Here is a 20,977-nt window from a genome sequence, read left to right as displayed (position 1 = left end):
CAGGGGTAGACGCGGCGCATGATCGCTTCTCTCGCCTCCGTTCCCCTTGCCGCCGTCGGATCCCCGAGCCTGTGGATGATCGCGGCCGGAGTGGTCGTGGTCGCGGTGCTGATCTCTGCGTTCTGGTACGGCTCCCGCCGCGTCCGGGCGCGCAGGGATCCCGGTGCGCGGCCCATGGACCACACGCCGCCCGCCCGGGCCCGTGAGGACTCCTGGCAGACGCCGGACGAGTCGACCGGCGGCCCCGACGGGCCGCGCCACCGCTGATCCGCAGCGCTCGTGGTCGGGCGCGCCTTGCCGGAGGTACGGGTGACCAGCACCGCCTCGACGTACGAGATCCCCGTCACGGGCCTGATCGCGCCGCCCGGCGTGTACCGCCCCCAGGCCGACACCCTGCTGCTCGCCGACGCCCTCGCCAGGGAGCGCCTGGGACCTCGTGACGAGGTACTCGAGATCGGTACGGGCACCGGAGCGCTCGCCCTCCGTGCGGCAGCCCGGGGCGCGACCGTCACGGCCGTGGACATCGCGTGGCGCGCCGTTCTGGCGGCCCGGTTGAACGCCTGGCGCCGGCGCCTGCGTCTGCGCGTCCTGCACGGCGACTTCGCCGCCCGTACCGCGGGGGCCCGCTTCGATCTGATGCTGGCCAATCCGCCCTACGTCCCCACGCCCGACGCCTCTCCGCCGAAGGGAGCGGCCCGGGCCTGGGACGCGGGCGCCGACGGGCGGGCCGTCATCGACCGTGTCTGCGCGGCCGCCGCGGACGTGCTGCGGCCCGGGGGCGTCCTGCTGATGGTCCACTCCCAGCTGTGCGGGCCGGAGCGGACCCTGGCCCTCCTGGCGGACCACGGGCTCCCGGCACAGGTCACCGACCGCGCCGAGGTGGCGTGGGGGCCGGTCCTGCGTTCACGGCGGGCCTGGTTGCAGGCCCAGGGCCTGGTGCAGGACGGCGCCGACCGCGAGGAACTGGTCGTCGTCCGCGCACGGCGACTCTGACGGCAATCGTCCGGCCGGCGTCGATTCTGACGCTCTGGCCGGCGTCGGGTCTGCCTCGACCAGGTGGGCCGGTCAGTCGTCCATCGCCTGGTAGAGGGTGGTCCAGAAGTCGCTGATGGCCCGCGCCGAATCCGGTGTGGACATCCCGGTCTGGGTGAGGAGGATGCCGACGAGCCCGTGGTCCGGGTCGGCGTACGCGGTGGTGCCTGTTCCGCCGTCCCAGCCGAACTGGCCGACGGGCGCGTAATCGCCGCGGTACGTGCGCACCGCCATCCCGAAGCCCCAGCCGCCGTGCTGCCCCTGGCCGTGTGACAGGTGGACGAGGTTGCGGGCCCGGTCCTCCCGCTCGGCCAGCTGCTCGGCGGGGAGGCGGTTGGTGGTCATGAGCTCGACCGCGGGCCGGGACAGGATCCGCCGGCCGCCGTGAGTCCCGTGATCCAGCAGCATCCGGAAGTAGGCGTGGTAGTCGTCGACCGTGGAGTCGAGTCCGCCGCCGCCCGACTGGAACGCCGGGGGCCGGCTGTGGTGTCCCCCTTCGGCCGCGTCCGCCACGGTGAACTCGCCGGTCTGCGGATCCGGCGCGTACAGGGGTGGCAGCCGGTCGATCTTGTCGGCGGGCACGTGGAAGCCGGTGTCCTTCATCCCCAGCGGCTCGAAGACGCGCTCGCGCAGGAACGCCTCGAACGACTGGCCGGTGACCCTGGCAACCAGCACTCCGAGCACGTCGTCGCCGACGTTGTACAGCCACCGCTCGCCGGGCTGGTGCATCAGAGGGAGCGTGCCCAGGCGGCGCATCCACTCGTCCGGCTCCGGTGCCGGCAGCAGCCAGCCGTCCTCCTGGCCGTACACGCCTCGCTCGAAGATCGCGCCCATGATCGGAGAGGTCGGCGCCGTCATGTCCAGCCCGAGGCCGAGCGTGGAGGTGAGCAGGTCCCGCACGGTGATCGGGCGCCGCGACGGCTCGGTTTCGTCGAGCGGCCCGTCGGCCCGCTTGAGGACCTGCCGGTCGGCGAGCTCGGGAAGCCACCGGTCCACCGGGTCGTCCAGCCGTATGCGGCACTCGTCCAGCAGGACCATCGTCGCGGCGGACGCGACCGGCTTGGTCGTCGAGGCCATCCGGAAGATGGTGTCCCGGCGCATCGGACGGCCGCCATCGTGGTGCATCGTCCCGATCGCTTCGACGTGTGTCTCCTCGCCCCGGCTCACCAGGGCGACGAGCCCGGGGATCCTCCCGGACTCCACGTGCCGTCGCAGCACCTCACCCAGTCTGCGAAGTCCTGCCGCGGAGAAGCCTTTGTTGCCTCGTCCCATCGTGAATCCCCCTGCCCGTTCTTACGAGCTCCAGTTCGATGCGGCGTCCGTGATGTGTGCGGTCGCCTTCGCGGCACCGCCGCTGACATGCGGCGGGGGTGGCCCGCCGGGAGCCACCCCCGTGGACGTGCGCCGTTTCGCCGTGCCGCCGTGCCGCCGTGCCGCCGTCAGACCGTCCCGGCCGCTTCGGCGGCGGCGCGTTCGATGTCGTCGGTGAGGCGCTTGCGCGCGCGGGCGGGGACGTAGCCGCCGTCCGAGTAGTTCCGCGCGAAGGCCTCGGCGAACTCCACCGGGTCCTCGCCGACGATCTCGCGGATCGGCGTGCCGTCCGCGGCGGCCCCCTCGAACAGGTCGGCCAGGTCCTCGAACATCGCCGCATTGCTGTCGGCGTCGACCGGCACGAAGTGCATCAGGTGCCGCTCGATCGCCCCGACCGCCGTGCGGTGGCCTGCGGGCAGCTCCTTGACGCGCGCCTTGTAGGCCCTCCACCGCTTCTTGGGCCCGATCACCTTCGCGATGATCCCGCTCTTCTCGACCTCGGACATGGCTACCCGCCCTCCCCTTCGCGGAGCTGTTCCAGTCGTTCCGCGAGGAAGCTCCACGTCCTCCAGAACTCTTCGAGATATTCACGCCCCTGGGCGTTGAGGGAGTGCACCTTGCGCGGCGGTCCCTTCTCCGAGGCGACCTTCTCCACGTCGACGAGACCGCGCTTCTCCATCCTGACGAGCAGCGCGTAGACGGTGCCCTCGGCGATGTCGGAGAAGCCCTGCTCCCGCAGGCGCGCCGTGATCTCGTACCCGTAGGCGGGTCTGCCGGCCAGGGACGCGAGGATGACGCCCTCCAGCGTGCCCTTGAGCATCTCGGTCAGCAGCTTGGCCATGGAACACCTCCCCCCTGAGCTATTAAGCAACGTTGACTACCGGTACACCGTAACGCCGACTACCGGTACTTAGCAAGACGGATTAGCGAAGGGGTTCCCCGGCGGCCTCGACGGCGCGTCCGCTCATGGCGCTGACGTTGCGCCGGACGAGCCGGCGGGGTGGCACCACCGTCAAGTCGCCGTCAGAGGTGCGTCAACGCCCATCAGCGTGCGTCGGCCGTGAGCCGGAAGCGCAGCCGGCAGATCACGGCTTCGGTGTCGCGGCGGACCGCGTGGGCGACGACGGAGCCGCGCTGGTTCTGGAGCAGCCGCTGCCACAGGTGGGCGGGTTCGGTCTCCGCGCCGGAACCCCGCCCCGGCCCGCTGCCCACGGAACAGGACCGCCAGTTGGCCGTCGCACTGGTCGCGCAGGCCGGCTCCGCCCTGGCCACAGCCGGCCTGCCCCACCTGGGCTGACCGGGCCTTCCCGTCCCTTCCCGCAAGGGTGGCGTTAAGAGTTCCCCTGCGCCCGTATGGACACCGTCAAGGCGCCTTAACGCCGGCTTGAAGACACGGTTGTCTCGTCATCGGCCATCTGGCCGATTCATCGACCCACTTCACTCAGGAGCTCGCGATGGCCGATCTGGCCTTCGTCGTCACCACGGTCGCGGTGTTCGCGCTGGTGGCTCTCATCGCCAAGGGGGTGACCAAGCTGTGAACGCCGAGAACATCGTCGGCCTCGTCGTGGCCGTCGCCCTGCTGGGCTACCTCGTCCTCGCCCTCGTCAAGCCGGAGAGGTTCTAGCCACCGATGAGTCCCGTTCTCGCTGGTGTGCTCCAGCTCCTCGCACTGATCGCCGCGCTCGCGCTGGCCTACCGCCCCTTGGGCGACTACATGGCCCGCGTCTACTCCTCCGACAGGCACTACCGCCCGGAGAAGTGGATCTACAAGGCGATCGGCGCCAACCCGTCCGCCGGGATGCGCTGGCCCGCCTACCTGCGCGGAGTCCTCGCCTTCTCCGCGGTCAGCGTCCTCTTCCTGTACGCGCTCCAGCGCGCCCAGGGCGTCCTGCCCGGCTCGCTCGGCTTCCAGTCGATCGACCCGGACCAGGCCTTCAACACCGCCGCGTCGTTCGTGGCCAACACCAACTGGCAGTCGTACTACGGCGAGCAGGCCATGGGGCACGTCGTGCAGACCGGCGGCCTGGCGGTGCAGAACTTCGTGTCCGCCGCGGTCGGCATGGCCGTCGCCGTCGCGCTCGTACGGGGTTTCGCGCGCTCCCGTACCGGTGAGCTGGGCAACTTCTGGGCGGACCTGGTCCGCGGCACTGTCCGGATCCTCCTGCCGATCGCCGTGATCGGCGCGATCGTGCTGGTCGCCTGCGGCGCGATCCAGAACTTCGCCGGGGTCCACGAGGTCGGCCAGTTCACGGGCGGCAGCCGGCAGTGGAACGGCGGTGCGGTCGCGTCCCAGGAGGTCATCAAGGAGCTGGGCACGAACGGCGGCGGCTACTTCAACGCCAACTCCGCCCACCCGTTCGAGAACCCGACCCCGTTCTCCAACCTCTTCGAGATCTTCCTGATCCTCGTCATCCCGTTCGCGCTGACCCGCACGTTCGGCCGCATGGTCGGAAGCCTGCGCCAGGGTTACGCGATCCTCACGACGACGGCCGCCATCTGGATCGGCTTCACCGCGCTGATGATGTGGACCGAGTTCGCGCACCACGGCCCGGCGTTCGACGTCGCGGGCGGCGCGATGGAGGGCAAGGAGACCCGCTTCGGCGTCGGCGCCTCCGCGATCTTCTCGGTCGCCACGACCCTGACCTCGACCGGCGCAGTCAACTCCTTCCACTCCTCCTACACCGGCCTCGGCGGCGGCATCCAGCTGCTGGGCATGCAGCTGGGCGAGATCGCCCCAGGCGGTGTCGGCTCCGGCCTCTACGGCATGCTCGTCATGGCGATCATCGCGGTGTTCATCGCCGGCCTGATGGTCGGCCGGACGCCCGAGTACCTGGGCAAGAAGATCGGCACCCGCGAGATCAAGCTCGCCGCCTGCTACATCCTCGTCACCCCGGCCCTGGTGCTCTGCTTCACCGCCGCCGCCATGGCCCTGCCCACCCCGCCGCACTCGATGCTGAACCCGGGTGCCCACGGCTTCTCCGAGGTCCTGTACGCCTACACCTCGGGCGCCAACAACAACGGCTCCGCCTTCGCCGGCCTGAACGCCGACACCCAGTGGTACAACTCCACGATCGGCCTCGCGATGCTCCTGGGCCGCTTCCTGCCCATGGTGTTCGTCCTGGCGCTGGCCGGCTCGCTGGCCGAGCAGAAGCCCGTCCCCGAGACGGCAGGCACCCTCCGTACCGACAAGCCGCTCTACGCGGGCCTGCTCGTCGGCACGATCCTCATCGTCACCGGTCTGACCTACTTCCCCGCCCTCGCGCTGGGGCCGCTCGCCGAAGGGCTCGCATCATGAGCACCGCCACTCCGACCCGTGCTCCGCACGAGGACCTTCCCACGGCCCACAAGCCGCCTGCCGACCGCGTCGGCGGCGGCCTCTTCGACCCCACGCAACTGGTCAAGTCCTTCCCCGACGCGATCCGCAAGCTCGACCCACGCGTCATGATCAAGTCGCCGGTCATGTTCGTCGTCCTCATCGGTTCGGTGGTCACCACCGTCCTCGCCATCAAGGACCCGACGGACTGGTTCGGCTGGGCCATCACCGCCTGGCTGTGGATGACCACGATCTTCGCGAACCTCGCCGAGGCGGTCGCCGAGGGCCGCGGCAAGGCCCAGGCCGACACCCTGCGGAAGGCCAAGACCGACTCCGTCGCCCGCCGCCTGACCGAGGACGGTGGCGAGGAGTCCGTACCGGGCACCGAGCTGAAGATCGGCGACCTGGTGGTCTGCGAGGCCGGGGACACCATCCCCGGCGACGGTGACGTCGTCGAGGGCGTGGCCTCGGTCGACGAGTCCGCCATCACCGGCGAGTCCGCTCCCGTCATCCGGGAGTCCGGCGGCGACCGCTCGGCCGTCACCGGTGGTACGAAAGTCCTCTCCGACCGGATCGTCATCAAGATCACTACGAAGCCGGGCGAGACCTTCATCGACCGGATGATCGCTCTCGTGGAGGGTGCGGCCCGACAGAAGACGCCCAACGAGATCGCACTCAACATCCTGCTCGCCTCGCTGACCATCGTCTTCCTGCTGGCCGTCGTCACCCTGCAGCCCTTCGCGATCTACGCCGGCGCCGAGCAGTCGATGATCGTGCTCACCGCCCTCCTCGTCTGCCTGATCCCGACCACCATCGGCGCCCTGCTCTCCGCGATCGGCATCGCCAGCATGGACCGCCTGGTCCAGCGCAACGTCCTGGCCACGTCGGGCCGGGCCGTCGAGGCCGCGGGCGACGTTTCGACGCTGCTGCTCGACAAGACCGGCACCATCACCCTCGGCAACCGCCAGGCCTCGGAGTTCGTACCCGTGGAGGGCACCACCGAGGCCGAGCTGGCCGACGCCGCCCAGCTGTCCTCGCTGGCCGACGAGACCCCCGAGGGCCGTTCCGTCGTCGTCCTGGCGAAGGAGAAGTACGGGCTGCGCGAGCGTCACCAGGGCGACCTCGCGCACGCCGAGTGGATCGCCTTCACCGCCCAGACCCGCATGTCGGGCGTGGACGTCGACGGCAGGCAGACCCGCAAGGGCGCGGCCGGCTCCGTCATCACCTGGGTCAGGGAGCAGGGCGGCCGGGTCTCCGACGACGCCGACCTCCTCGCCAACCGCATCTCCGAGGCCGGCGGCACCCCGCTCCTCGTCGCCGTCAACGACGAGAAGGGCGCCCGCGTCCTCGGCGTCATCCACCTCAAGGACGTCGTCAAGGAGGGCATGCGCGAACGCTTCGAGGAGCTGCGCCGCATGGGCATCAAGACCGTCATGATCACGGGTGACAACCCGCTGACGGCCAAGGCGATCGCCGAGGAGGCCGGCGTCGACGACTTCCTCGCCGAGGCCACCCCCGAGGACAAGATGGCCCTCATCAAGCGGGAACAGGCCGGCGGCAAGCTCGTCGCGATGACCGGCGACGGCACGAACGACGCCCCGGCCCTCGCCCAGGCCGACGTCGGTGTCGCGATGAACACCGGTACCTCGGCCGCCAAGGAGGCCGGGAACATGGTGGACCTGGACTCCAACCCCACCAAGCTCATCGAGATCGTCGAGATCGGCAAGCAGCTCCTCATCACCCGGGGCGCCCTGACCACCTTCTCCATCGCCAACGACGTCGCCAAGTACTTCGCGATCATCCCGGCCATGTTCGCCGTGGTCTACCCGGGCCTCGACAAGCTCAACATCATGGGCCTCCACTCGCCCGAGTCGGCGATCCTCTCCGCTGTCATCTTCAACGCGCTGATCATCATCGCGCTCGTCCCCCTCGCCCTCAAGGGCGTCCAGTACAAGCCGACCAGCGCCGACAGGATGCTCCGCCGCAATCTGGGGCTCTACGGCGTGGGCGGCCTGATCGCCCCGTTCATCGGCATCAAGATCATCGACCTGCTCATCACCCTCATCCCCGGAATCGGCTGAGACGACATGAACAACTCTGTAGGCAACACAGCACGGTTGATCGGGGCCGGCCTGCGCGCCCTGCTCGTCCTGACCGTGATCTGCGGGGTCATCTACCCGCTGGCCGTCACCGGCATCGCCCAGGCCCTGTTCCACGACAAGGCCAACGGTTCCGAGATCAAGGACAAGAGCGGGCAGGTCGTCGGCTCCTCCCTCATCGGGCAGACCTACAACCTCCCGAAGCCGGCCCCTTCTGATCCGACTGCGGGCGACGACGCCGAAGAGACCGCGGAGCCGGACCTGAAGTGGTTCCAGCCCCGCCCCTCCAACGGCCTCGGCAGCAACTCGGTCAACACCCAGTACTCACTGGTCCTCTCCGGCGCCACCAACCGCTCCGCGGACGACGGCGCCGTCAACGGCAAGTGCACCAAAGATGCCGAGGAAGGCACCCTCTGCGCCCAGGTCATCGCCGCCAAGGAGGCGGTCGTCGCGGACAACTCCACCGCCTCCTACACGGTCGAGCCCGAGGACGTACCGGCCGACGCCGTCACCTCCTCCGGCTCGGGCCTGGACCCGGACATCTCTCCGGAGTACGCCAGGCTCCAGGTCCACCGGGTCGCCGAGCAGAACAAGCTCGACGTCAGGCAGGTCGAGAAGCTCGTCGCGGACCACACCACCGGCCGGACCCTCGGCTTCATGGGTGAGCCCCGTGTCAACGTCCTCGAGCTCAACACCGCCCTCAAGGCACTGACCGAGCGTTGATGTTCCGCATCGCACGGACCGGGAGCCGGCGGGGCGCGGGACTCCCCCAGCCAACGCCGGGAGGGGGCCCGAGCGCCCCGCCGGCTCCTGACCGTGCCCGTAACGAAGGAAAGGCTGCACACCGATGACCTGGGTGCTGGTGGTGGAGGACGATCCCCACCTCGTCCGCGCTGAAGATCAACCTTCAGGCGCGCGAGTTCGAGGTCGAGAAGGCCGCCGACGGCGGCTCGGCCCTGCGGCTCGCGGCCGCGCGCAAGGCTCGCGCAATGTGTATTGATCACGAGCGTTGTTGACACGCCCCGGCAGTCTCATGCGGAGAGCCGGAACCGGAGGGCTGAAGTGCGAGCGTCACCCCCAGCCCGAACTGCATGAAGCAGCAGGTCAGCGAACCCTTCCCCGGGGTTTGAGGTGGGTCGGCGGCAGTTCAAGGGCCGGAATCGGAGGGCCGTCGTAGCCCTTGACCTCGCCGAAGCGGGTGCCGTTCGTCCAGTCCTCGCGGGCCTGCGCGATCTCGTCGTGGGACCGGCCGATCCAGTTCCAGAACATACCGCTCCTCAGGAGCATCGGTGCAGGTCAGAGCACTCCTAGGCCGCTGAAGGTCAGCAAACCGTCAGCATCGCAAGCCAAGGAGTACTACCACCGTGGCAGCCACGACAACCATCCACGGCATCGGCACCGTCTTCAAGGACTGCGGGCACGCGCCCTCCTATTGGCCGAAGTGTGCCCACGGCTGGAAGATCCGGTACCGCAATGCCTTCGGCAAGCAGAGCCAGGAGTCCGGCTTCGCCGAGAAGGACAAGGCGTCCGAGCGCCTGTTGGAGATCCACAACCAGAAGGCCTCCAAGCCGGCGAACCAGGCGAAGGCCGAGCGCATCGCGCGATACAGCCAGATGCGGTTCGACGAGTACGCCACCGCGTGGAAGGAAGGCCAACGCCACCTCGCGCCGGCGTCCGTCGGCCACCTCGACTCGCTGCTGCAGCACCACCTCTATCCGGCCTTCGCCAGCCGCCGGATGGGCACCTTCGACCACAAGGTCGTCGACGGGTTCATACGCACGATGGAGCGGAACGGCGCCGGGCTGGCGACGCAGTCGAATGCTTTCGACAAGCTCAAGGCGATCCTGCTCGACGCGCACCGCCTCGGCCTCTTCGAAGAGAGCCCACTGCTCGGCGTGCAAGCACCGGTTTACGACCCCAAGAAGGCCGTCATCCCGTCCCCCGAGCAGTTGCGCAACCTGCGCCTCGCGGGCGACGACATCTTCACCCTGCTGGTCGACGTCATGAGCGGGTGCGGCCTCCGCAACGCGGAGGCGGCCGCGGTCAACGTGAACAACATCGTCGCCGACGACGTGTACCGCGTCACCGAGCAGGTCAACCAGACCACCAAGCACTACGAGCGCCTCAAGCACCGGAAGCCGGGCGAGTATCGGGACGTTCCCCTGCCTGCCCGAGTGAAGGACAGCATCGAGTGGTACGCCGACAAGTACGGCACGGTGGACGGCTATCTGTTGCGCCACCCGCACGACGCCGGCCGTCCGTACCAGCCGTACCTGCTCCAGAACCAATGGCAGAGGCTGAAGCGCTCTGGCGCCCTCGACATCCCAGAGGACATGGTGATCTACGGTTGCAGACACTTCTTCGCCTCGAACTGCCTCGCACATCGCATCCCGATTACCGACGTCGCGGAGTGGATGGGCCACAAGAGCCTGGAGATCACGTTCAAGATCTACCGGCGCCTCATGCCCGGATCGATCGGCCAGGCGGCCAAGATGCTCAACGTATATCTGACTGCGTAGCCGGTCTTATACCAGAGGATCCCCGGTTAAGGGGTGTCCCGTAATTGACCGTTGAGATGGCCGGGACGAGGTGGGCTGATCGCCGGTGGGTCGGGCTATGCGGCCTGGAGAAGGTTGTGGAGGCGGGCGATGCCGAGCATGGCGTGGTGGACGCCGTCGCCCTTGAGCCGGCCAGAGCGCAGCGTCCACTCCCTCCCCGTCCGCGACGATCCGTCAAGCCGGTGCGGCTCTTCTCGATAGCAACCCGCCGCAGGCCTTGACGGACGGGATCTGACGTCGTGCCATGAGAGGACACACCGCGACGGGGGATGACACGATGGCGGCAGAGGGACACGACGGACCCAGTGGCGAGCCCGAGAGCCACACTGAGGTGCCGCAGAGCAGCGGTCGGAAGATCCCACCTGGCAATGACTTCGCCCATGTGGCTTGGATCGTCCTGGCTCTCATCGTCTTCGGGCTGATCTTGACCGCGGCATCCGGCGCCGGCGATTGCTCTGCTAACTGCGACGGCAACACGGGACCCTTGTGGCACTGATCACCGAGCTGCCCGCGAACCTGGCCGCCGCCGCGCTGGTCGCCACCACCGGTTCGCTGCTGCGGCGCCATCGCCGGGGCGTTGCGGTCGACGATGCGGTCGGCCGCCGACTTGGACACGCCGAATAGCGGCGCCAACTGCCGCAGCGGAGGTTGGCCCGCCAGTATGCGGCGGCGAGCTGGCTCCCGGAGCAGTGATCACGGCTGGGATGATCTCGCCATGGCTGGTGTGATCACGGCGTCGGAATCGTCCTGGATAACCCCGTTCACCGGGCTGAGCCCGCGCGACTTCCGCAAGCTGATGACAGCGCTCTGCCGAGAGGGCGCTGACACCGTGCGGCCGGGCCGGCCCTGGAGTCTTCCGCTGGAGGACCGGGTCCTGCTGGTCGCGGCCTACTGGCGGACCAACCTGACACTGCGGCAGCTCGCGCCGCTATTCGGCGTGTCCAAGTCAGCGGCCGACCGCATCATCGACCACGTCGGCCCGCTGTTGGCGCTCAGGACCCGGAGGCGGTTCCGCAAGGACACCGTGCTGATCGTCGACGGCACCCTCGTCCCCACCCGCGACCACACCATCGCGGAGAAGTCGAAGAACTACAGGTACTCCACCAACCACCAGGTGGTCATCGACGCCCACTCCCGCCTGGTCGTGGTGATCGGCAGACCTCTGCCGGGCAATCGAAACGACTGCAAGGCATGGGAGGAGTCCGGCGCCAAAGCGGCCGTCGGCCGGACAACCACGATCGCCGACGGTGGCTACCCGGGGACCGGCCTGGTCATCCCGCACCGACGCTCCAAGGGCGGCGAACTCACCGAGTGGCAGGCCGAGCACAACCGTGAACACAAGCAGGTCCGAGCCCGCGTCGAGCACGTCTTCGCCCGGATGAAGACCTGGAAGATCCTGCGCGACTGCCGCCTCAAGGGCGACGGCGTCCACCACGCCATGCTCGGCATCGCCCGTCTACACAACCTGATCCAGGCTGCATACTGAGGTTTTTGGCGTCATGTCGTCAGGGTCTGAGTCCGGTCTCGGCGAGGCAGCCGTCAACGATGTGGCTGCGGTATTGGATCTTCTTGAGGCCGGTTCTGAGGGATCGGACGAGGTCTTCAGGCGTGGTGAAGACCGTGTTGGCGTGAGCGGTGCGCCGAAGTGCTCACCAGATGCCCTCGACGGGGTTGAGTTCGGGTGTGTAGGCGGGCAGGTGGTAGACGGTGAGCCAGTCGGTGGCCTCGATGAAGTCGCGCATGCCTTTGGTGCGGTGGGTGTTGAGGTTGTCCCAGATCAGGATGATCGGGGCGCCGAGCCGGCCGTGGGCGTAGACCAAAAACCAGCGGAAGTCTCTCCAGTCGTAGCTGCGACGCTCGCCCTTGGCGGGTCGCCGGCTATGGACGTGGAGTTTGTAGAACAGCCGCGAGCGTTCGCCGGGTTTGTAGCAGCACATCCCGGCGAGGGTGACGCGGCAGCGGGTCCAGCCACGCATCCGGACCGTGGGTGTGCGGGCGCGACGGCCCACGTTCCGCGGGAAGGCGGCGTCATCGAGAAGCCTGCCTCGTCCTCGAAGACGATCCAGGCCCCGAGCGCCGCCGCAGTCATTCCACGTGCGGCCACACGTCTTTCACCCATCCGGCTACCGCCGTGTCGTCCCGTTCCAGAGCGCGTCTGGCCGGGATCTGTCGACTCCAGCCGTTGCGTCGCATCGTCTGGTAGACCGCCGCGATGCTCAGGACCTTGTGGAGACGGCGGCCGATGACCTTCTGGATCCTGGCCAGCGTCCAGGTCTGGTCCGGCCAGCCATGGGCGACCGGCCCTTTGACCAGCTCGGCCTCCAGCACCTTGAACTGTCGGGGGCTGATCTGCGGCCGACACATCGGGCCTTTTGAACGGAGGGCTCTTCGGCCGCCGTCGCGCCAAGCCTTGCGCCAGCGCTGCACCGACCGCTCGCTGACCCGTAATCGCTTCGCGACTACGGCACTGGGCACACCTTCGGCGAAGAGATCAGCCGCCTCCAAACGAAGGCCCTCCCGGAACGCCTGACGCTCCGGCGTCAGACCCCCACCCTGCGGATACCTCATACAACCGGCCTACCGCGACGATCAGCGGATGTCAGCCCCCGACACCACGTCGAAATCCTCAGTAAGCCATCACACTCGCGGTCGACCGGCCGCGCCTCGAACCACTAAAGATCAATTACGGGACAACCCTTAGGCATTCGATCCCGCGTCGAGTGCTGCCGCGATGGCGGATACGGCTTCGGCGAGGCTTCGGAAGACCTGGGTGGACCGCCCCAGTCGGGCAATACCACGCGCCAAAGGTTCACGCATCTGCCGCTCGCAGACGACGAAGTCCGCATAGCCAGCAGCACAGGACAGGTACACCATGTCGATCACATCATTCGGCTTCCAGGTGGTCCCCTTGTTGAGATGGCGCTCGTGAAGCATCTCCCGAAATAGACCGAGGCACGGAAGGGCAGCCAGTTCCTGCACGGGCTGCGATGCGCTGCCCCACTCCTTGAGTCGCTCTGCCGTCAGGCCGGCGGCGTACGACTCCTCGGCCAACTCGCGCTGGAGGTCACGAAAGAGCCAGGCATCGATTGCCTTGCGCTTCTTCTGGGAGTCTCCGTCCTGGCTGTCCAACCAATCACTGAACCGCTGGTTGTCCTGCGTCCAGCCGGTCTCCGGACCTCGCTCCCCACCTTCCGAGTCCAGCATGAGATCGATGAGCGTCGTCGCCGACACGAGCGCTTCGTGCTGAAACGCTTCCTGCGCTGGAAAGTCTGGCGGAGGGCCGAGGGGCGTGAACCCGCGCGCGGCGGAATGGATGACGTTCGGCGCCAGCGTGACAGCTGTCGGCAATACCCCACCGGGTGCCAGCCTGTTGCGGAACAGCCAACGCAGCTCGTCCCGACGAACCTGGAGGGGATCCCGCAGTTGCCAGCCTCTACTCAGCTGAAGGATGGACAGGCCCAAACGGTAGCGCCCCTCAGTGTCGGACCATTTCGTCGTCTCGTAGTAGTGGCCCGCCGAGGCGGGAAGGATGATCCTTCCTGCCTCCACCCACTCCACGAGTCGCTGCGCCGCCTCCCGATCGGCGGCTGCGCCACCGCACCGCCCCTGGAGCACGTCACTCACGGGGCGCCACTTGTTCTGGTCCAAGTAGACGACCAACCTGCCGTTCAGCTGGTCTGCCCCATCAGAGCGGGGCAAGTCGAACACGATGGTGTCGCCTTTGCGGGTCTGGACAAGCAGTCCTTCGAAGGTGGGCGGATAGGCGAGTCGGGAGAGCAAGCTGCTCGGTTCGAACATCGGGGACGTGAGCGGAAACCGAGCCTCTTTGCCATCGGACCTCGTCAGCACGACGGTCTCGGTCTCGGGGTCAACCATGACCATCACGACGCGCAGGTCCTCATCACTCTCCATCACCCCATGATGCAAGACGCTGCTCCAGCAGCCCATGGCCATCAAGGTCCTTGCTTGTCGACCTTCTACAAGCGGTACATCAAGTCGACGAGGGGCCATACTCGAGCTTCCGACCGCCCTCTCCTCCGGGCGTCACCTGGCATCGCCGCGGGCCCAGGTACTCCGCCAAGCCGCTCGACGCTGCCTCCCAAACGATCAAGCAGACGGACGATGCCTATCTGATTACTCATCAGTAAAGTCAGCATTGGGTCAGCATTCGTAGACACAGACCCTCCCACGGACACCCATGGAAGGGAAAAGCCCTGCGCTCCCGGAAGGGGAGCGCAGGGCTCGATCGACAATCCCACGAGCTCAACAAGCGGAGGCGTGTACGCCAAGCCGCCTAAGAGGTCAGGCTTCCGAATAATCACAGGTCAGCGGACTCGTCCTCGTGGCTTCAGGTGCGTCGGGGGGAGAGATGGGGCCGGAAGTGGAGGGCCGCCGTAGCCCTTTACCTCGCCAAAGCGTGTCCCATTCATCCAGTCCTCTCGGGCCTGTGCGATATCCTCGTGGGAGCGGCCGATCCAGTTCCAGAACATGACGATCTCCTCCTCGAACGGCTCGCCGCCCAGCAGCATGACCGACGCGTCCGAGGAGGCGCGCAACGGGAGGTCGGTGCGGCCGCAGCCGAGGTAGAGCATCGAGCCGGCCTGCACCGGGACGCCGTCGACGTGCGCCTCGCCGGACATCGCCAGGACCGCGTACTCGAAGTCGGGATCCAGCGGCAACCGCAGGTCGGCGCCCGCGGTGAGGCTGAGGTCGGCCCCGACGATCGGGGTGTACGTCGTGCCCGGCGAGGCGGCGCCGTCGAGGGAGCCGAGGATCACCGTGGCGTCCAGCCCGGCGGCCGTCACCCGGGGTAGGTCGGCGTGGTGCTGGAAGTGCGGCTCGACGTGCCGGTGGGCGTCCGGCAGCGCCACCCACAGCTGCGCGCCGTGCAGGAAGCGGGCGTGGGGCTTCGGGCTCTCCTCCGAGTGGCTGATCGCGCGGCCCGAGGTCATCAGGCCGAGCTCGCGGGGGCGCACGGTCTGCAGGCTGCCGACGCTGTCACGGTGCAGCACCTCGCCCTCGTGGAGCCAGCTGACCGTCTGCAGGCCCATGTGGGGGTGCGGGGGCACCTGCATGCCGGGCTCGTCGGCGATGTCGTCGGGTCCGTAGTGGTCGACGAAGCACCAGGCGCCCACCATGCGGCGCCCCAGGTTCGGGAGCAGTCGACGGACCTCGGTGGACTCGCCGAGCTTGACGTGACGCGGAGGGAGGAGTTCGCGTACGGGCTCCGCGACGACGAAGCCGCGGCCGCCGCAGACCGAGAGGCTTGCCTGGCGATCGAGATTGCTCATGTCCCACAACCTAAACCCGCGGGGGGCGGGCCCGGGGCGAGTACCGCACCCGCGACCGGTCCCACTTTTAGTGGAATCTTAAAGCGTCCGGTGGTGTTGCACGGGCGGAACGGAACGGACGGCGAAAGGACGGCTGGGCGGAGATGACCGGGGCCATGGCGTACTACGAGCACGGGACCGCGGCGGAGCGCTGGACGCGGGCGCAGCTGTTCTTCGAGGCGAAGGAGTACACGAACGCCGCGCGCGTGCTGTCGGGGCTGGCCGCGGAGGTCCCCGAGCAGCTGGCACCGCGGCTGCTGCTGGCCCGCGCCTACTACCACTCGGCGCAGCTGGGCCGGGCCGAGACCGAGCTGCGGGGGATCCTGGAGCGCTGGCCGGTGGAGGACTACGCGCAGCTGATGCTCGGGCGGACGCTGGAGCGGCAGGGGCGTGCCGCGGAGGCAGCGCCGTACCTGCGGATCGCCGCGGCGATGGCGGGCGACTTCGGCGAGGAGTGACGCGTCGAGCACGCCGCGGCTCGGATAGCCTGGGCACACGATGACTGGCACCGCTGAAGACCGTTTGACCGCCCCCTGGGGCACGTACCGGCTCACCCGCTTCCCCGAGGACCCCCGCGACCGGCTGCGCGCCTGGGACGCCGCGGACGAGTACCTGCTCCGGCACCTCGACGGAGGTACCGGGGAGGTGGGGCCGGTCGAGGTGGCCGGGCGCGCCGTGACCGTGCTCGGCGACCGCTGGGGCGCCCTGGTCACGGCCCTGGCGGGCCGGACCGGCACCCTCACGCAGATCACCGACTCGTACCTGACCCAGCGCGCCACCCGCGCCAACCTCGACCGCGCCGGGGTCGCCCCGGACGCGGTACGGCTGCTCAGCACCCAGGACGCCCCGCCCGAGCGGATCGACGTCCTGGTCGTACGGGTGCCCAAGAGCCTCGCCCTGCTCGAGGACCAGCTCTGCAGGCTGGCCCCGAGCCTCCACGCGGGCTCCGTGGTGGTCGGCACGGGCATGGTCAAGGACATCCACACCTCGACGCTCAAGCTGTTCGAGACGATCCTGGGCCCCACCCGCACCTCGCTCGCCGAGCGCAAGGCGCGGCTGATCTTCACCACCCCGGAGCTCCAGGAGGAGGAGCCGGCCAACCCGTGGCCGCTCACCTACACCCTCGGTCCCGAGGCGGGCGCCGGGCCCGCCGAGGGTCTGACGGTGACCAACCACGGCGGGGTGTTCTGCGCCGACCGGCTGGACATCGGCACCCGCTTCCTGCTCGCCCACCTGCCGCCGTGGCGCGGCCCCGGCCTGATCGCGGACCTGGGCTGCGGCAACGGCGTGGTCGGCACGGCGCTGGCCAAGCACAGCCCCGAGGTGGACGTGATCTTCACGGACGAGTCGTACCAGGCGGTCGCGTCCGCCGAGGCGACGTACCGTGCGAACGCGTCCCGCCGCCCGGGGCTCGCCCAGTTCGTGGTGGGCGACGGCCTCGCGGACGTGGCGCCGGGCACGGTGGACGCGGTGCTGAACAACCCGCCCTTCCACTCCCAGCAGGCCACCACGGACGCGACGGCCTGGCGGATGTTCAGTCAGTCGCGGCGCGCCCTGCGCAAGGGCGGGGAGCTCTGGGTGATCGGCAACCGGCACCTGGGCTACCACCTGAAGCTGCGGCGGCTCTTCGGGAACTGCGAACTGGTCGCCAGCGACCCGAAGTTCGTGGTGCTGCGAGCGGTCAAGGACCGCTAGCCGGTCCGACGGGGCGGCCGGCCCGGGCGGTGCCGCGCCGCGGCGTGCATCCCGGAGTGGTGGGCCCGCGCCGACCCGTCGCGGTCTCAGACCGAGATCACGATCTTCCCGTGCACGTGCCCCGTCTGGCTCAGGGCGAAGGCCTCCGCCACGTCCTCCAGCGGGAAGACCCGCGCGACCGGGACGGTGAGCTGGCCGGCGTCGGCCAGCTCACCCAGCGCCAGCAGGTCGTTGCGGTCGGGCCGTACCCACATCCACTCACCGCCCGCACCGAGCACCGAGGGGTCGGCGACGGAGGCGTGCCGGCCGCCCTCGCGGAGCACCGCCGTGGTCACGTCGAGCACGCCGCCGACGAAGTCGGCGACGACGTCCACGCCCTCCGGGGCGAGCGTCCGGACCCGGTCGACCAGCCCGTCCCCGTACTGCAGGGGCTCGGCGCCCGCGGCCCGCAGCCGGTCGTGGTTGCGGGGCGAGGCGGTGCCGATCACCCGGGCGCCGAAGGCGGAGGCGATCTGGACCCCGAGGAAGCCCACGCCGCCGGCCGCGCCGTGGATGAGGACGGTCTCCCCCTCGTCGAGCCGCAGCCGGGTGAGCAGCTGGTACGCCGTCAGCCCGGCGAGCGGGAGTCCGGCGGCCGCGTCCCAGTCGAGCGCGGCCGGCTTCGGCGCGAGGCAGCGCACGGGTACGGAGACGTACTCGGCGAACGTGCCACCGCTGACGTAGTCCTTGCGGGCGTACGCCATGACCTCGTCGCCGACCCGGCACTCGGGGACGTCGATGCCGACGCGCTCGACGGTGCCCGCGACGTCCCAGCCCGGCACGGCGGGGAAGTACAGGTCCATCATCCCGTCGAGGCCGCCCGCCATGATCTTCCAGTCCACGGGGTTCACCCCGGCCCGCCGCACCCGGACGAGGACCTCGCCGGGCGCCACCTTGGGAATCGGGCGGCGACCGAGCGAGAGCACCTCCGTGCCGCCGTACCGGTCGTACGTCATGGCCCGCATGGTGGCGTCCTCGGTGCTGTGGTGCGTCTCGGGCATGGAACGACCTCTCGGAACCGAACGGACAAAAGCGCCGTACAGCGACATACCGGGCCCAACTCTATGCCGGGACGGGCGATTTCGCCGCGCGGCACCCGCACTTCCGCCCCATTGACGAGAGCATGCCACTATGGCCAGACTGACAGGAAAGTTTCCTATCAATCCAGGAGGCCACCCGTGGGCACCCCTCACCGCCGGACCACGTCGCGCCGCGCGCTCCTCACCGGCACCCTCCTCGGCGCCGCCGCCCTCGCGGTCCCGGCCGCCGCCGGCGCGGTCACCCCGAGCGCCCCGCCGGTCCCCGCGCCCCGCCGCGCCGGAGTGCGCCGGGTCGACCTCGACGACCCGGCGAAGAAGGAGATCGCCATGAAACTGGTCTCCAGCGCGGAGAACTCCTCCCTCGACTGGAAGGCCCAGTACGGCTACATCGAGGACATCGACGACGGCCGCGGCTACACCGCGGGCATCATCGGCTTCTGTTCCGGCACCGGCGACATGCTCGACCTGGTCGAACTCTACGACCGCCGCAAGCCGGGCAACGTCCTGTCCCGCTACCTCCCGGCCCTGCGCCGGGTCGACGGCACCGACTCGCACTCGGGTCTCGGCTCCGCCTTCGAGCGCGCCTGGCGCACGGCGGCCGGGGACCGCGTCTTCCAGCAGGCGCAGAACGACGAGCGCGACCGCGTCTACTTCAACCCCGCCGTCGGCCAGGGCAAGTCCGACGGCATCGGCGCGCTGGGCCAGTTCGCGTACTACGACGCGATCGTCATGCACGGCGACGGCTCGGACCCCACCAGCTTCCGCAACATCCGCAAGCGCGCGCTGCGTTCGGCCAAGCCGCCGGTCCAGGGCGGCGACGAGGCGGTCTGGATCGGCGCGTTCCTCGACGCGCGCGTGTGGGCCATGAAGCAGGAGGAGGCGCACAGCGACACCAGCCGCGTCGACACCGCCCAGCGGGTGTTCCTCAAGAAGCGCAACCTGGACCTCAACACCCCGCTGGACTGGAAGGTCTACGGCGACAGCTACCACATCGGCTGATCGCCGGGGCCTCCTGGAGAGCCGTGCGGCGGGTGACGTCCCCGGGGCGTCGCCCGCCGAACGGCCCCCGGGGCCGCCTGCCCGCCGCAGTGCCCCGCCGGTCAGCCCCGGTACGCCTCCAGCAGGCGCAGCCACACCTCGCTGATCGTCGGGAAGGCGGGCACCGCGTGCCACAGGCGGGCCAGCGGAACCTCGCCGGCCACCGCGATCGTCGCCGCGTGCAGCAGCTCGCCCGCGGCCGGTCCGACGAACGTGGCGCCGAGCACCACCTCGCGGTCGAGGTCCACCACCATCCGGGCCCGGCCGCGGTAGCCGTCCGCGTACAGGCCCGCGCCGGACACGGCGCCGAGGTCGTGGTCGACGGCCCGCACGCGGTGGCCGGCCCGCTCGGCGGCGGCCAGGGTCAGTCCGACCGAGGCCGCCTCGGGGTCGGTGAACACGACCTGCGGCAGCGCGTCGGTGTCGGCGGTGGCCGCGTGCGCACCCCAGCGGTCGGTCTCCAGCGGCTGGACGCCGGCGGCCCGGGCCGCGATGGCGGCCCCCGCGATCCTCGCCTGGTACTTGCCCTGATGGGTCATCAGGGCCCGGTGGTTGACGTCCCCCACCGCGTACAGCCACGCATGGCCGCGGACCCGGCAGTCGTCGTCCACGGGGATCCAGCCGCCGGGCGTCAGGCCCACGGTCTCCAGTCCGATGTCGTCGGTGCGCGGGGTGCGGCCGGTGGCGAAGAGCAGTTCGTCGGCCTCGACGGTCTCGCCGCCCTCGAGGACGACGGTCACCAGTCCCGTCGGGCCGTCCCGCACGACCGCCTCGACCGACGTGCCGGTACGGACGGTGGCCCCCGCCTCGCGCAGGCCCTCGGCGACCAGTTCGCCGGCGAAGTCCTCCATGCGCGGCAGCAGACCCGCGCCGCGCACCAGCAGTGTGACGGCGGAGCCGAGGGCGGTGAAGGCGGTGGCCATCTCGGCCGCGACGACGGAACCGCCCACGACGGCCAGCCGCGGGGGCACGTGCCGGGCGCTGGTCGCCTCGCGCGAGGTCCAGGGCCGCGCACCGGTGAGGCCGGGCAGTTCGGGCAGCAGGGGCCGGGTGCCGGTGGCCACGACCACCGCGTGGCGGGCGGCGAGCAGGTGGCGCTCCCCCTCCGGGCCGGTGACGCCCACCCGGCGTTCGCCGTGCAGGCGACCGTGGCCCCGGTAGACGTGCGCGCCGACGGAGTCGAGCCAGTCGACCTGGCCGTCGTCCTTCCAGTCGCCGGTCCAGTAGTCGCGGTGCGCGAGGACGGCCGCGGTGTCCAGCGGGCCTGCCACCGCCTGGCGCAGGCCGGGCACCCGGCGGGCGTCCGCCCGCGCGAGGGCCGGCCGGAGCAGCGCCTTGCTCGGGACGCAGGCCCAGTACGAGCACTCCCCGCCGATCAGTTCGGCCTCCACCAGCGCCGTACTGAGCCCCGCGGCGCGGGTCCGGTCCACCACGTTCTCGCCGGCCGGGCCCCCGCCGAGCACCACGACGTCGTACTCCACAGCTTCGGTCATACGGTCAGTCTCGCCCGGCACCCGCACGG

Annotated in this window: 21 protein-coding genes and 5 pseudogenes; 13 read left to right on the top strand and 13 right to left on the bottom strand. The window is 69.8% G+C overall.

Annotated elements, in window-relative coordinates; genetic code table 11:
- The first annotated feature begins 18 nt into the window (after window positions 1-18).
- Window positions 19-267 carry a DUF6479 family protein gene (locus IF43_RS0105330; protein ID WP_030194503.1) on the top strand — a complete coding sequence of 83 codons (249 nt, stop codon included), beginning with the start codon at window positions 19-21 and terminating at the stop codon, window positions 265-267.
- 42 nt (window positions 268-309) lie between these two features.
- Window positions 310-993 carry a HemK2/MTQ2 family protein methyltransferase gene (locus IF43_RS0105325; protein ID WP_234331956.1) on the top strand — a complete coding sequence of 228 codons (684 nt, stop codon included), beginning with the start codon at window positions 310-312 and terminating at the stop codon, window positions 991-993.
- A 72-nt stretch (window positions 994-1,065) separates the two neighbouring features.
- Here IF43_RS0105325 and IF43_RS0105320 read toward each other — a convergent pair whose 3' ends face one another.
- The 4 genes from IF43_RS0105320 to IF43_RS0105305 form a co-directional block, all read right to left on the bottom strand.
- Window positions 1,066-2,304, bottom strand: a complete 1,239-nt coding sequence (locus IF43_RS0105320) for a serine hydrolase (protein WP_030194498.1) — start codon at window positions 2,302-2,304, stop codon at window positions 1,066-1,068.
- Between the two features lie 167 nt (window positions 2,305-2,471).
- Window positions 2,472-2,849: a DUF1048 domain-containing protein gene (locus tag IF43_RS0105315; protein WP_030194495.1), complete on the bottom strand. Its 378-nt coding sequence runs from the start codon at window positions 2,847-2,849 to the stop codon at window positions 2,472-2,474.
- A 2-nt stretch (window positions 2,850-2,851) separates the two neighbouring features.
- The gene (locus IF43_RS0105310; protein WP_030194494.1) at window positions 2,852-3,184 is read right to left on the bottom strand and encodes a PadR family transcriptional regulator; all 333 of its coding nucleotides are present in this window, start codon (window positions 3,182-3,184) and stop codon (window positions 2,852-2,854) included.
- 203 nt (window positions 3,185-3,387) lie between these two features.
- Window positions 3,388-3,615 carry a hypothetical protein gene (locus IF43_RS0105305; RefSeq protein ID WP_030194492.1) on the bottom strand — a complete coding sequence of 76 codons (228 nt, stop codon included), beginning with the start codon at window positions 3,613-3,615 and terminating at the stop codon, window positions 3,388-3,390.
- Between the two features lie 262 nt (window positions 3,616-3,877).
- On the opposite strand from IF43_RS0105305, the gene kdpF reads away from it, so the two are divergent.
- The 5 genes and pseudogenes from kdpF to IF43_RS42365 form a co-directional block, all read left to right on the top strand.
- Window positions 3,878-3,967: a K(+)-transporting ATPase subunit F gene (gene kdpF / locus IF43_RS38655; protein ID WP_037884112.1), complete on the top strand. Its 90-nt coding sequence runs from the start codon at window positions 3,878-3,880 to the stop codon at window positions 3,965-3,967.
- 6 nt (window positions 3,968-3,973) lie between these two features.
- Window positions 3,974-5,638 carry a potassium-transporting ATPase subunit KdpA gene (gene kdpA / locus IF43_RS0105290; RefSeq protein ID WP_030194487.1) on the top strand — a complete coding sequence of 555 codons (1,665 nt, stop codon included), beginning with the start codon at window positions 3,974-3,976 and terminating at the stop codon, window positions 5,636-5,638.
- Window positions 5,635-7,737 carry a potassium-transporting ATPase subunit KdpB gene (gene kdpB, locus IF43_RS0105285; protein ID WP_030194484.1) on the top strand — a complete coding sequence of 701 codons (2,103 nt, stop codon included), beginning with the start codon at window positions 5,635-5,637 and terminating at the stop codon, window positions 7,735-7,737. The genes kdpA and kdpB overlap by 4 nt, the downstream gene beginning before the upstream one ends.
- 6 nt (window positions 7,738-7,743) lie before the next feature.
- On the top strand, window positions 7,744-8,478 hold the full coding sequence (locus IF43_RS0105280) for a potassium-transporting ATPase subunit C (protein ID WP_030194481.1): 735 nt from the start codon (window positions 7,744-7,746) through the stop codon (window positions 8,476-8,478).
- A 124-nt stretch (window positions 8,479-8,602) separates the two neighbouring features.
- A pseudogene (locus tag IF43_RS42365) lies at window positions 8,603-8,732 on the top strand (DNA-binding response regulator); the annotation flags it as partial.
- Window positions 8,733-8,859: 127 nt separating this feature from the next.
- Here IF43_RS42365 and IF43_RS38960 read toward each other — a convergent pair.
- A pseudogene (locus IF43_RS38960) lies at window positions 8,860-9,024 on the bottom strand (pirin family protein); the annotation flags it as partial.
- Between the two features lie 95 nt (window positions 9,025-9,119).
- Here IF43_RS38960 and IF43_RS0105270 point away from each other — a divergent pair.
- Window positions 9,120-10,274: a site-specific integrase gene (locus IF43_RS0105270; protein WP_030194478.1), complete on the top strand. Its 1,155-nt coding sequence runs from the start codon at window positions 9,120-9,122 to the stop codon at window positions 10,272-10,274.
- A gap of 95 nt (window positions 10,275-10,369) precedes the next feature.
- Here IF43_RS0105270 and IF43_RS40415 read toward each other — a convergent pair.
- Window positions 10,370-10,456: pseudogene (locus tag IF43_RS40415) on the bottom strand (IS5/IS1182 family transposase); the annotation flags it as partial.
- Between the two features lie 343 nt (window positions 10,457-10,799).
- Here IF43_RS40415 and IF43_RS41440 point away from each other — a divergent pair.
- The gene (locus IF43_RS41440; protein ID WP_158939161.1) at window positions 10,800-10,937 is read left to right on the top strand and encodes a hypothetical protein; all 138 of its coding nucleotides are present in this window, start codon (window positions 10,800-10,802) and stop codon (window positions 10,935-10,937) included.
- On the opposite strand, the pseudogene IF43_RS40410 reads toward IF43_RS41440, so the two are convergent.
- Window positions 10,896-10,993 (bottom strand): annotated as a pseudogene (locus IF43_RS40410) (transposase family protein); the annotation flags it as partial. The gene IF43_RS41440 and the pseudogene IF43_RS40410 sit on opposite strands and share 42 nt — an antisense overlap.
- Window positions 10,994-11,028: 35 nt before the next feature.
- Between IF43_RS40410 and IF43_RS0105260 the strand changes: the two are divergent.
- A complete protein-coding gene (locus tag IF43_RS0105260) occupies window positions 11,029-11,799 on the top strand; it encodes an IS5/IS1182 family transposase (RefSeq protein ID WP_030194475.1) in 771 nt (256 codons plus the stop codon).
- A gap of 19 nt (window positions 11,800-11,818) precedes the next feature.
- Here the strand turns inward: IF43_RS0105260 and IF43_RS36080 are convergent.
- From IF43_RS36080 to IF43_RS0105240, 4 genes and pseudogenes are all read right to left on the bottom strand, one after another.
- A pseudogene (locus IF43_RS36080) lies at window positions 11,819-12,345 on the bottom strand (transposase).
- 53 nt (window positions 12,346-12,398) lie between these two features.
- Complete coding sequence (locus IF43_RS0105250; RefSeq protein WP_030194472.1) at window positions 12,399-12,881, bottom strand: winged helix-turn-helix domain-containing protein; 483 nt, start codon at window positions 12,879-12,881, stop codon at window positions 12,399-12,401.
- Between the two features lie 129 nt (window positions 12,882-13,010).
- Window positions 13,011-14,225, bottom strand: coding sequence for a hypothetical protein (locus IF43_RS0105245; RefSeq protein ID WP_030194470.1), 1,215 nt, complete (start codon window positions 14,223-14,225; stop codon window positions 13,011-13,013).
- Between the two features lie 413 nt (window positions 14,226-14,638).
- The gene (locus tag IF43_RS0105240) at window positions 14,639-15,604 is read right to left on the bottom strand and encodes a pirin family protein (RefSeq protein ID WP_030194466.1); all 966 of its coding nucleotides are present in this window, start codon (window positions 15,602-15,604) and stop codon (window positions 14,639-14,641) included.
- A gap of 143 nt (window positions 15,605-15,747) precedes the next feature.
- On the opposite strand from IF43_RS0105240, the gene IF43_RS0105235 reads away from it, so the two are divergent.
- Together IF43_RS0105235 and IF43_RS0105230 are read left to right on the top strand one after the other, a co-directional pair.
- Window positions 15,748-16,101 (top strand): tetratricopeptide repeat protein, encoded by a 354-nt coding sequence (locus tag IF43_RS0105235; RefSeq protein ID WP_107048400.1) that lies wholly within the window; start codon window positions 15,748-15,750, stop codon window positions 16,099-16,101.
- A gap of 64 nt (window positions 16,102-16,165) precedes the next feature.
- Window positions 16,166-17,338 (top strand): methyltransferase, encoded by a 1,173-nt coding sequence (locus IF43_RS0105230; protein ID WP_030194459.1) that lies wholly within the window; start codon window positions 16,166-16,168, stop codon window positions 17,336-17,338.
- Window positions 17,339-17,424: 86 nt separating this feature from the next.
- Here the strand turns inward: IF43_RS0105230 and IF43_RS0105225 are convergent, their stop codons facing one another.
- Window positions 17,425-18,342, bottom strand: coding sequence for an NADP-dependent oxidoreductase (locus IF43_RS0105225; RefSeq protein WP_030194456.1), 918 nt, complete (start codon window positions 18,340-18,342; stop codon window positions 17,425-17,427).
- Between the two features lie 213 nt (window positions 18,343-18,555).
- Here IF43_RS0105225 and IF43_RS0105220 point away from each other — a divergent pair, with 213 nt between their 5' ends.
- A complete protein-coding gene (locus tag IF43_RS0105220; protein ID WP_030194455.1) occupies window positions 18,556-19,416 on the top strand; it encodes a chitosanase in 861 nt (286 codons plus the stop codon).
- Between the two features lie 101 nt (window positions 19,417-19,517).
- Here IF43_RS0105220 and IF43_RS0105215 read toward each other — a convergent pair whose 3' ends face one another.
- The gene (locus tag IF43_RS0105215; protein WP_030194454.1) at window positions 19,518-20,948 is read right to left on the bottom strand and encodes an NAD(P)/FAD-dependent oxidoreductase; all 1,431 of its coding nucleotides are present in this window, start codon (window positions 20,946-20,948) and stop codon (window positions 19,518-19,520) included.
- Window positions 20,949-20,977: the final 29 nt, after the last annotated feature.

This window comes from Streptomyces sp. NRRL S-87 (assembly GCF_000719335.1).
Taxonomy (GTDB): domain Bacteria; phylum Actinomycetota; class Actinomycetes; order Streptomycetales; family Streptomycetaceae; genus Streptomyces.
Note: the sequence above shows the minus strand (reverse complement) of the source record. Positions and strands in the feature narration are given on the sequence as shown.

What these genes read in the sequence shown, in the direction of transcription:
- IF43_RS0105310 (WP_030194494.1), bottom strand. Translation starts at nt 3,184, where the DNA reads ATGGCCAAGCTGCTGACCGAGATGCTCAAGGGCACGCTGGAGGGCGTC.
- IF43_RS0105280 (WP_030194481.1), top strand. Translation starts at nt 7,744, where the DNA reads ATGAACAACTCTGTAGGCAACACAGCACGGTTGATCGGGGCCGGCCTG.
- kdpB (WP_030194484.1), top strand. Translation starts at nt 5,635, where the DNA reads ATGAGCACCGCCACTCCGACCCGTGCTCCGCACGAGGACCTTCCCACG.
- IF43_RS0105215 (WP_030194454.1), bottom strand. Translation starts at nt 20,948, where the DNA reads ATGACCGAAGCTGTGGAGTACGACGTCGTGGTGCTCGGCGGGGGCCCG.
- IF43_RS0105260 (WP_030194475.1), top strand. Translation starts at nt 11,029, where the DNA reads ATGGCTGGTGTGATCACGGCGTCGGAATCGTCCTGGATAACCCCGTTC.
- IF43_RS0105245 (WP_030194470.1), bottom strand. Translation starts at nt 14,225, where the DNA reads ATGGAGAGTGATGAGGACCTGCGCGTCGTGATGGTCATGGTTGACCCC.
- IF43_RS0105225 (WP_030194456.1), bottom strand. Translation starts at nt 18,342, where the DNA reads ATGCGGGCCATGACGTACGACCGGTACGGCGGCACGGAGGTGCTCTCG.
- IF43_RS0105330 (WP_030194503.1), top strand. Translation starts at nt 19, where the DNA reads ATGATCGCTTCTCTCGCCTCCGTTCCCCTTGCCGCCGTCGGATCCCCG.
- IF43_RS0105250 (WP_030194472.1), bottom strand. Translation starts at nt 12,881, where the DNA reads ATGAGGTATCCGCAGGGTGGGGGTCTGACGCCGGAGCGTCAGGCGTTC.
- IF43_RS0105235 (WP_107048400.1), top strand. Translation starts at nt 15,748, where the DNA reads ATGACCGGGGCCATGGCGTACTACGAGCACGGGACCGCGGCGGAGCGC.
- IF43_RS0105315 (WP_030194495.1), bottom strand. Translation starts at nt 2,849, where the DNA reads ATGTCCGAGGTCGAGAAGAGCGGGATCATCGCGAAGGTGATCGGGCCC.
- IF43_RS0105240 (WP_030194466.1), bottom strand. Translation starts at nt 15,604, where the DNA reads ATGAGCAATCTCGATCGCCAGGCAAGCCTCTCGGTCTGCGGCGGCCGC.
- IF43_RS0105320 (WP_030194498.1), bottom strand. Translation starts at nt 2,304, where the DNA reads ATGGGACGAGGCAACAAAGGCTTCTCCGCGGCAGGACTTCGCAGACTG.
- kdpA (WP_030194487.1), top strand. Translation starts at nt 3,974, where the DNA reads ATGAGTCCCGTTCTCGCTGGTGTGCTCCAGCTCCTCGCACTGATCGCC.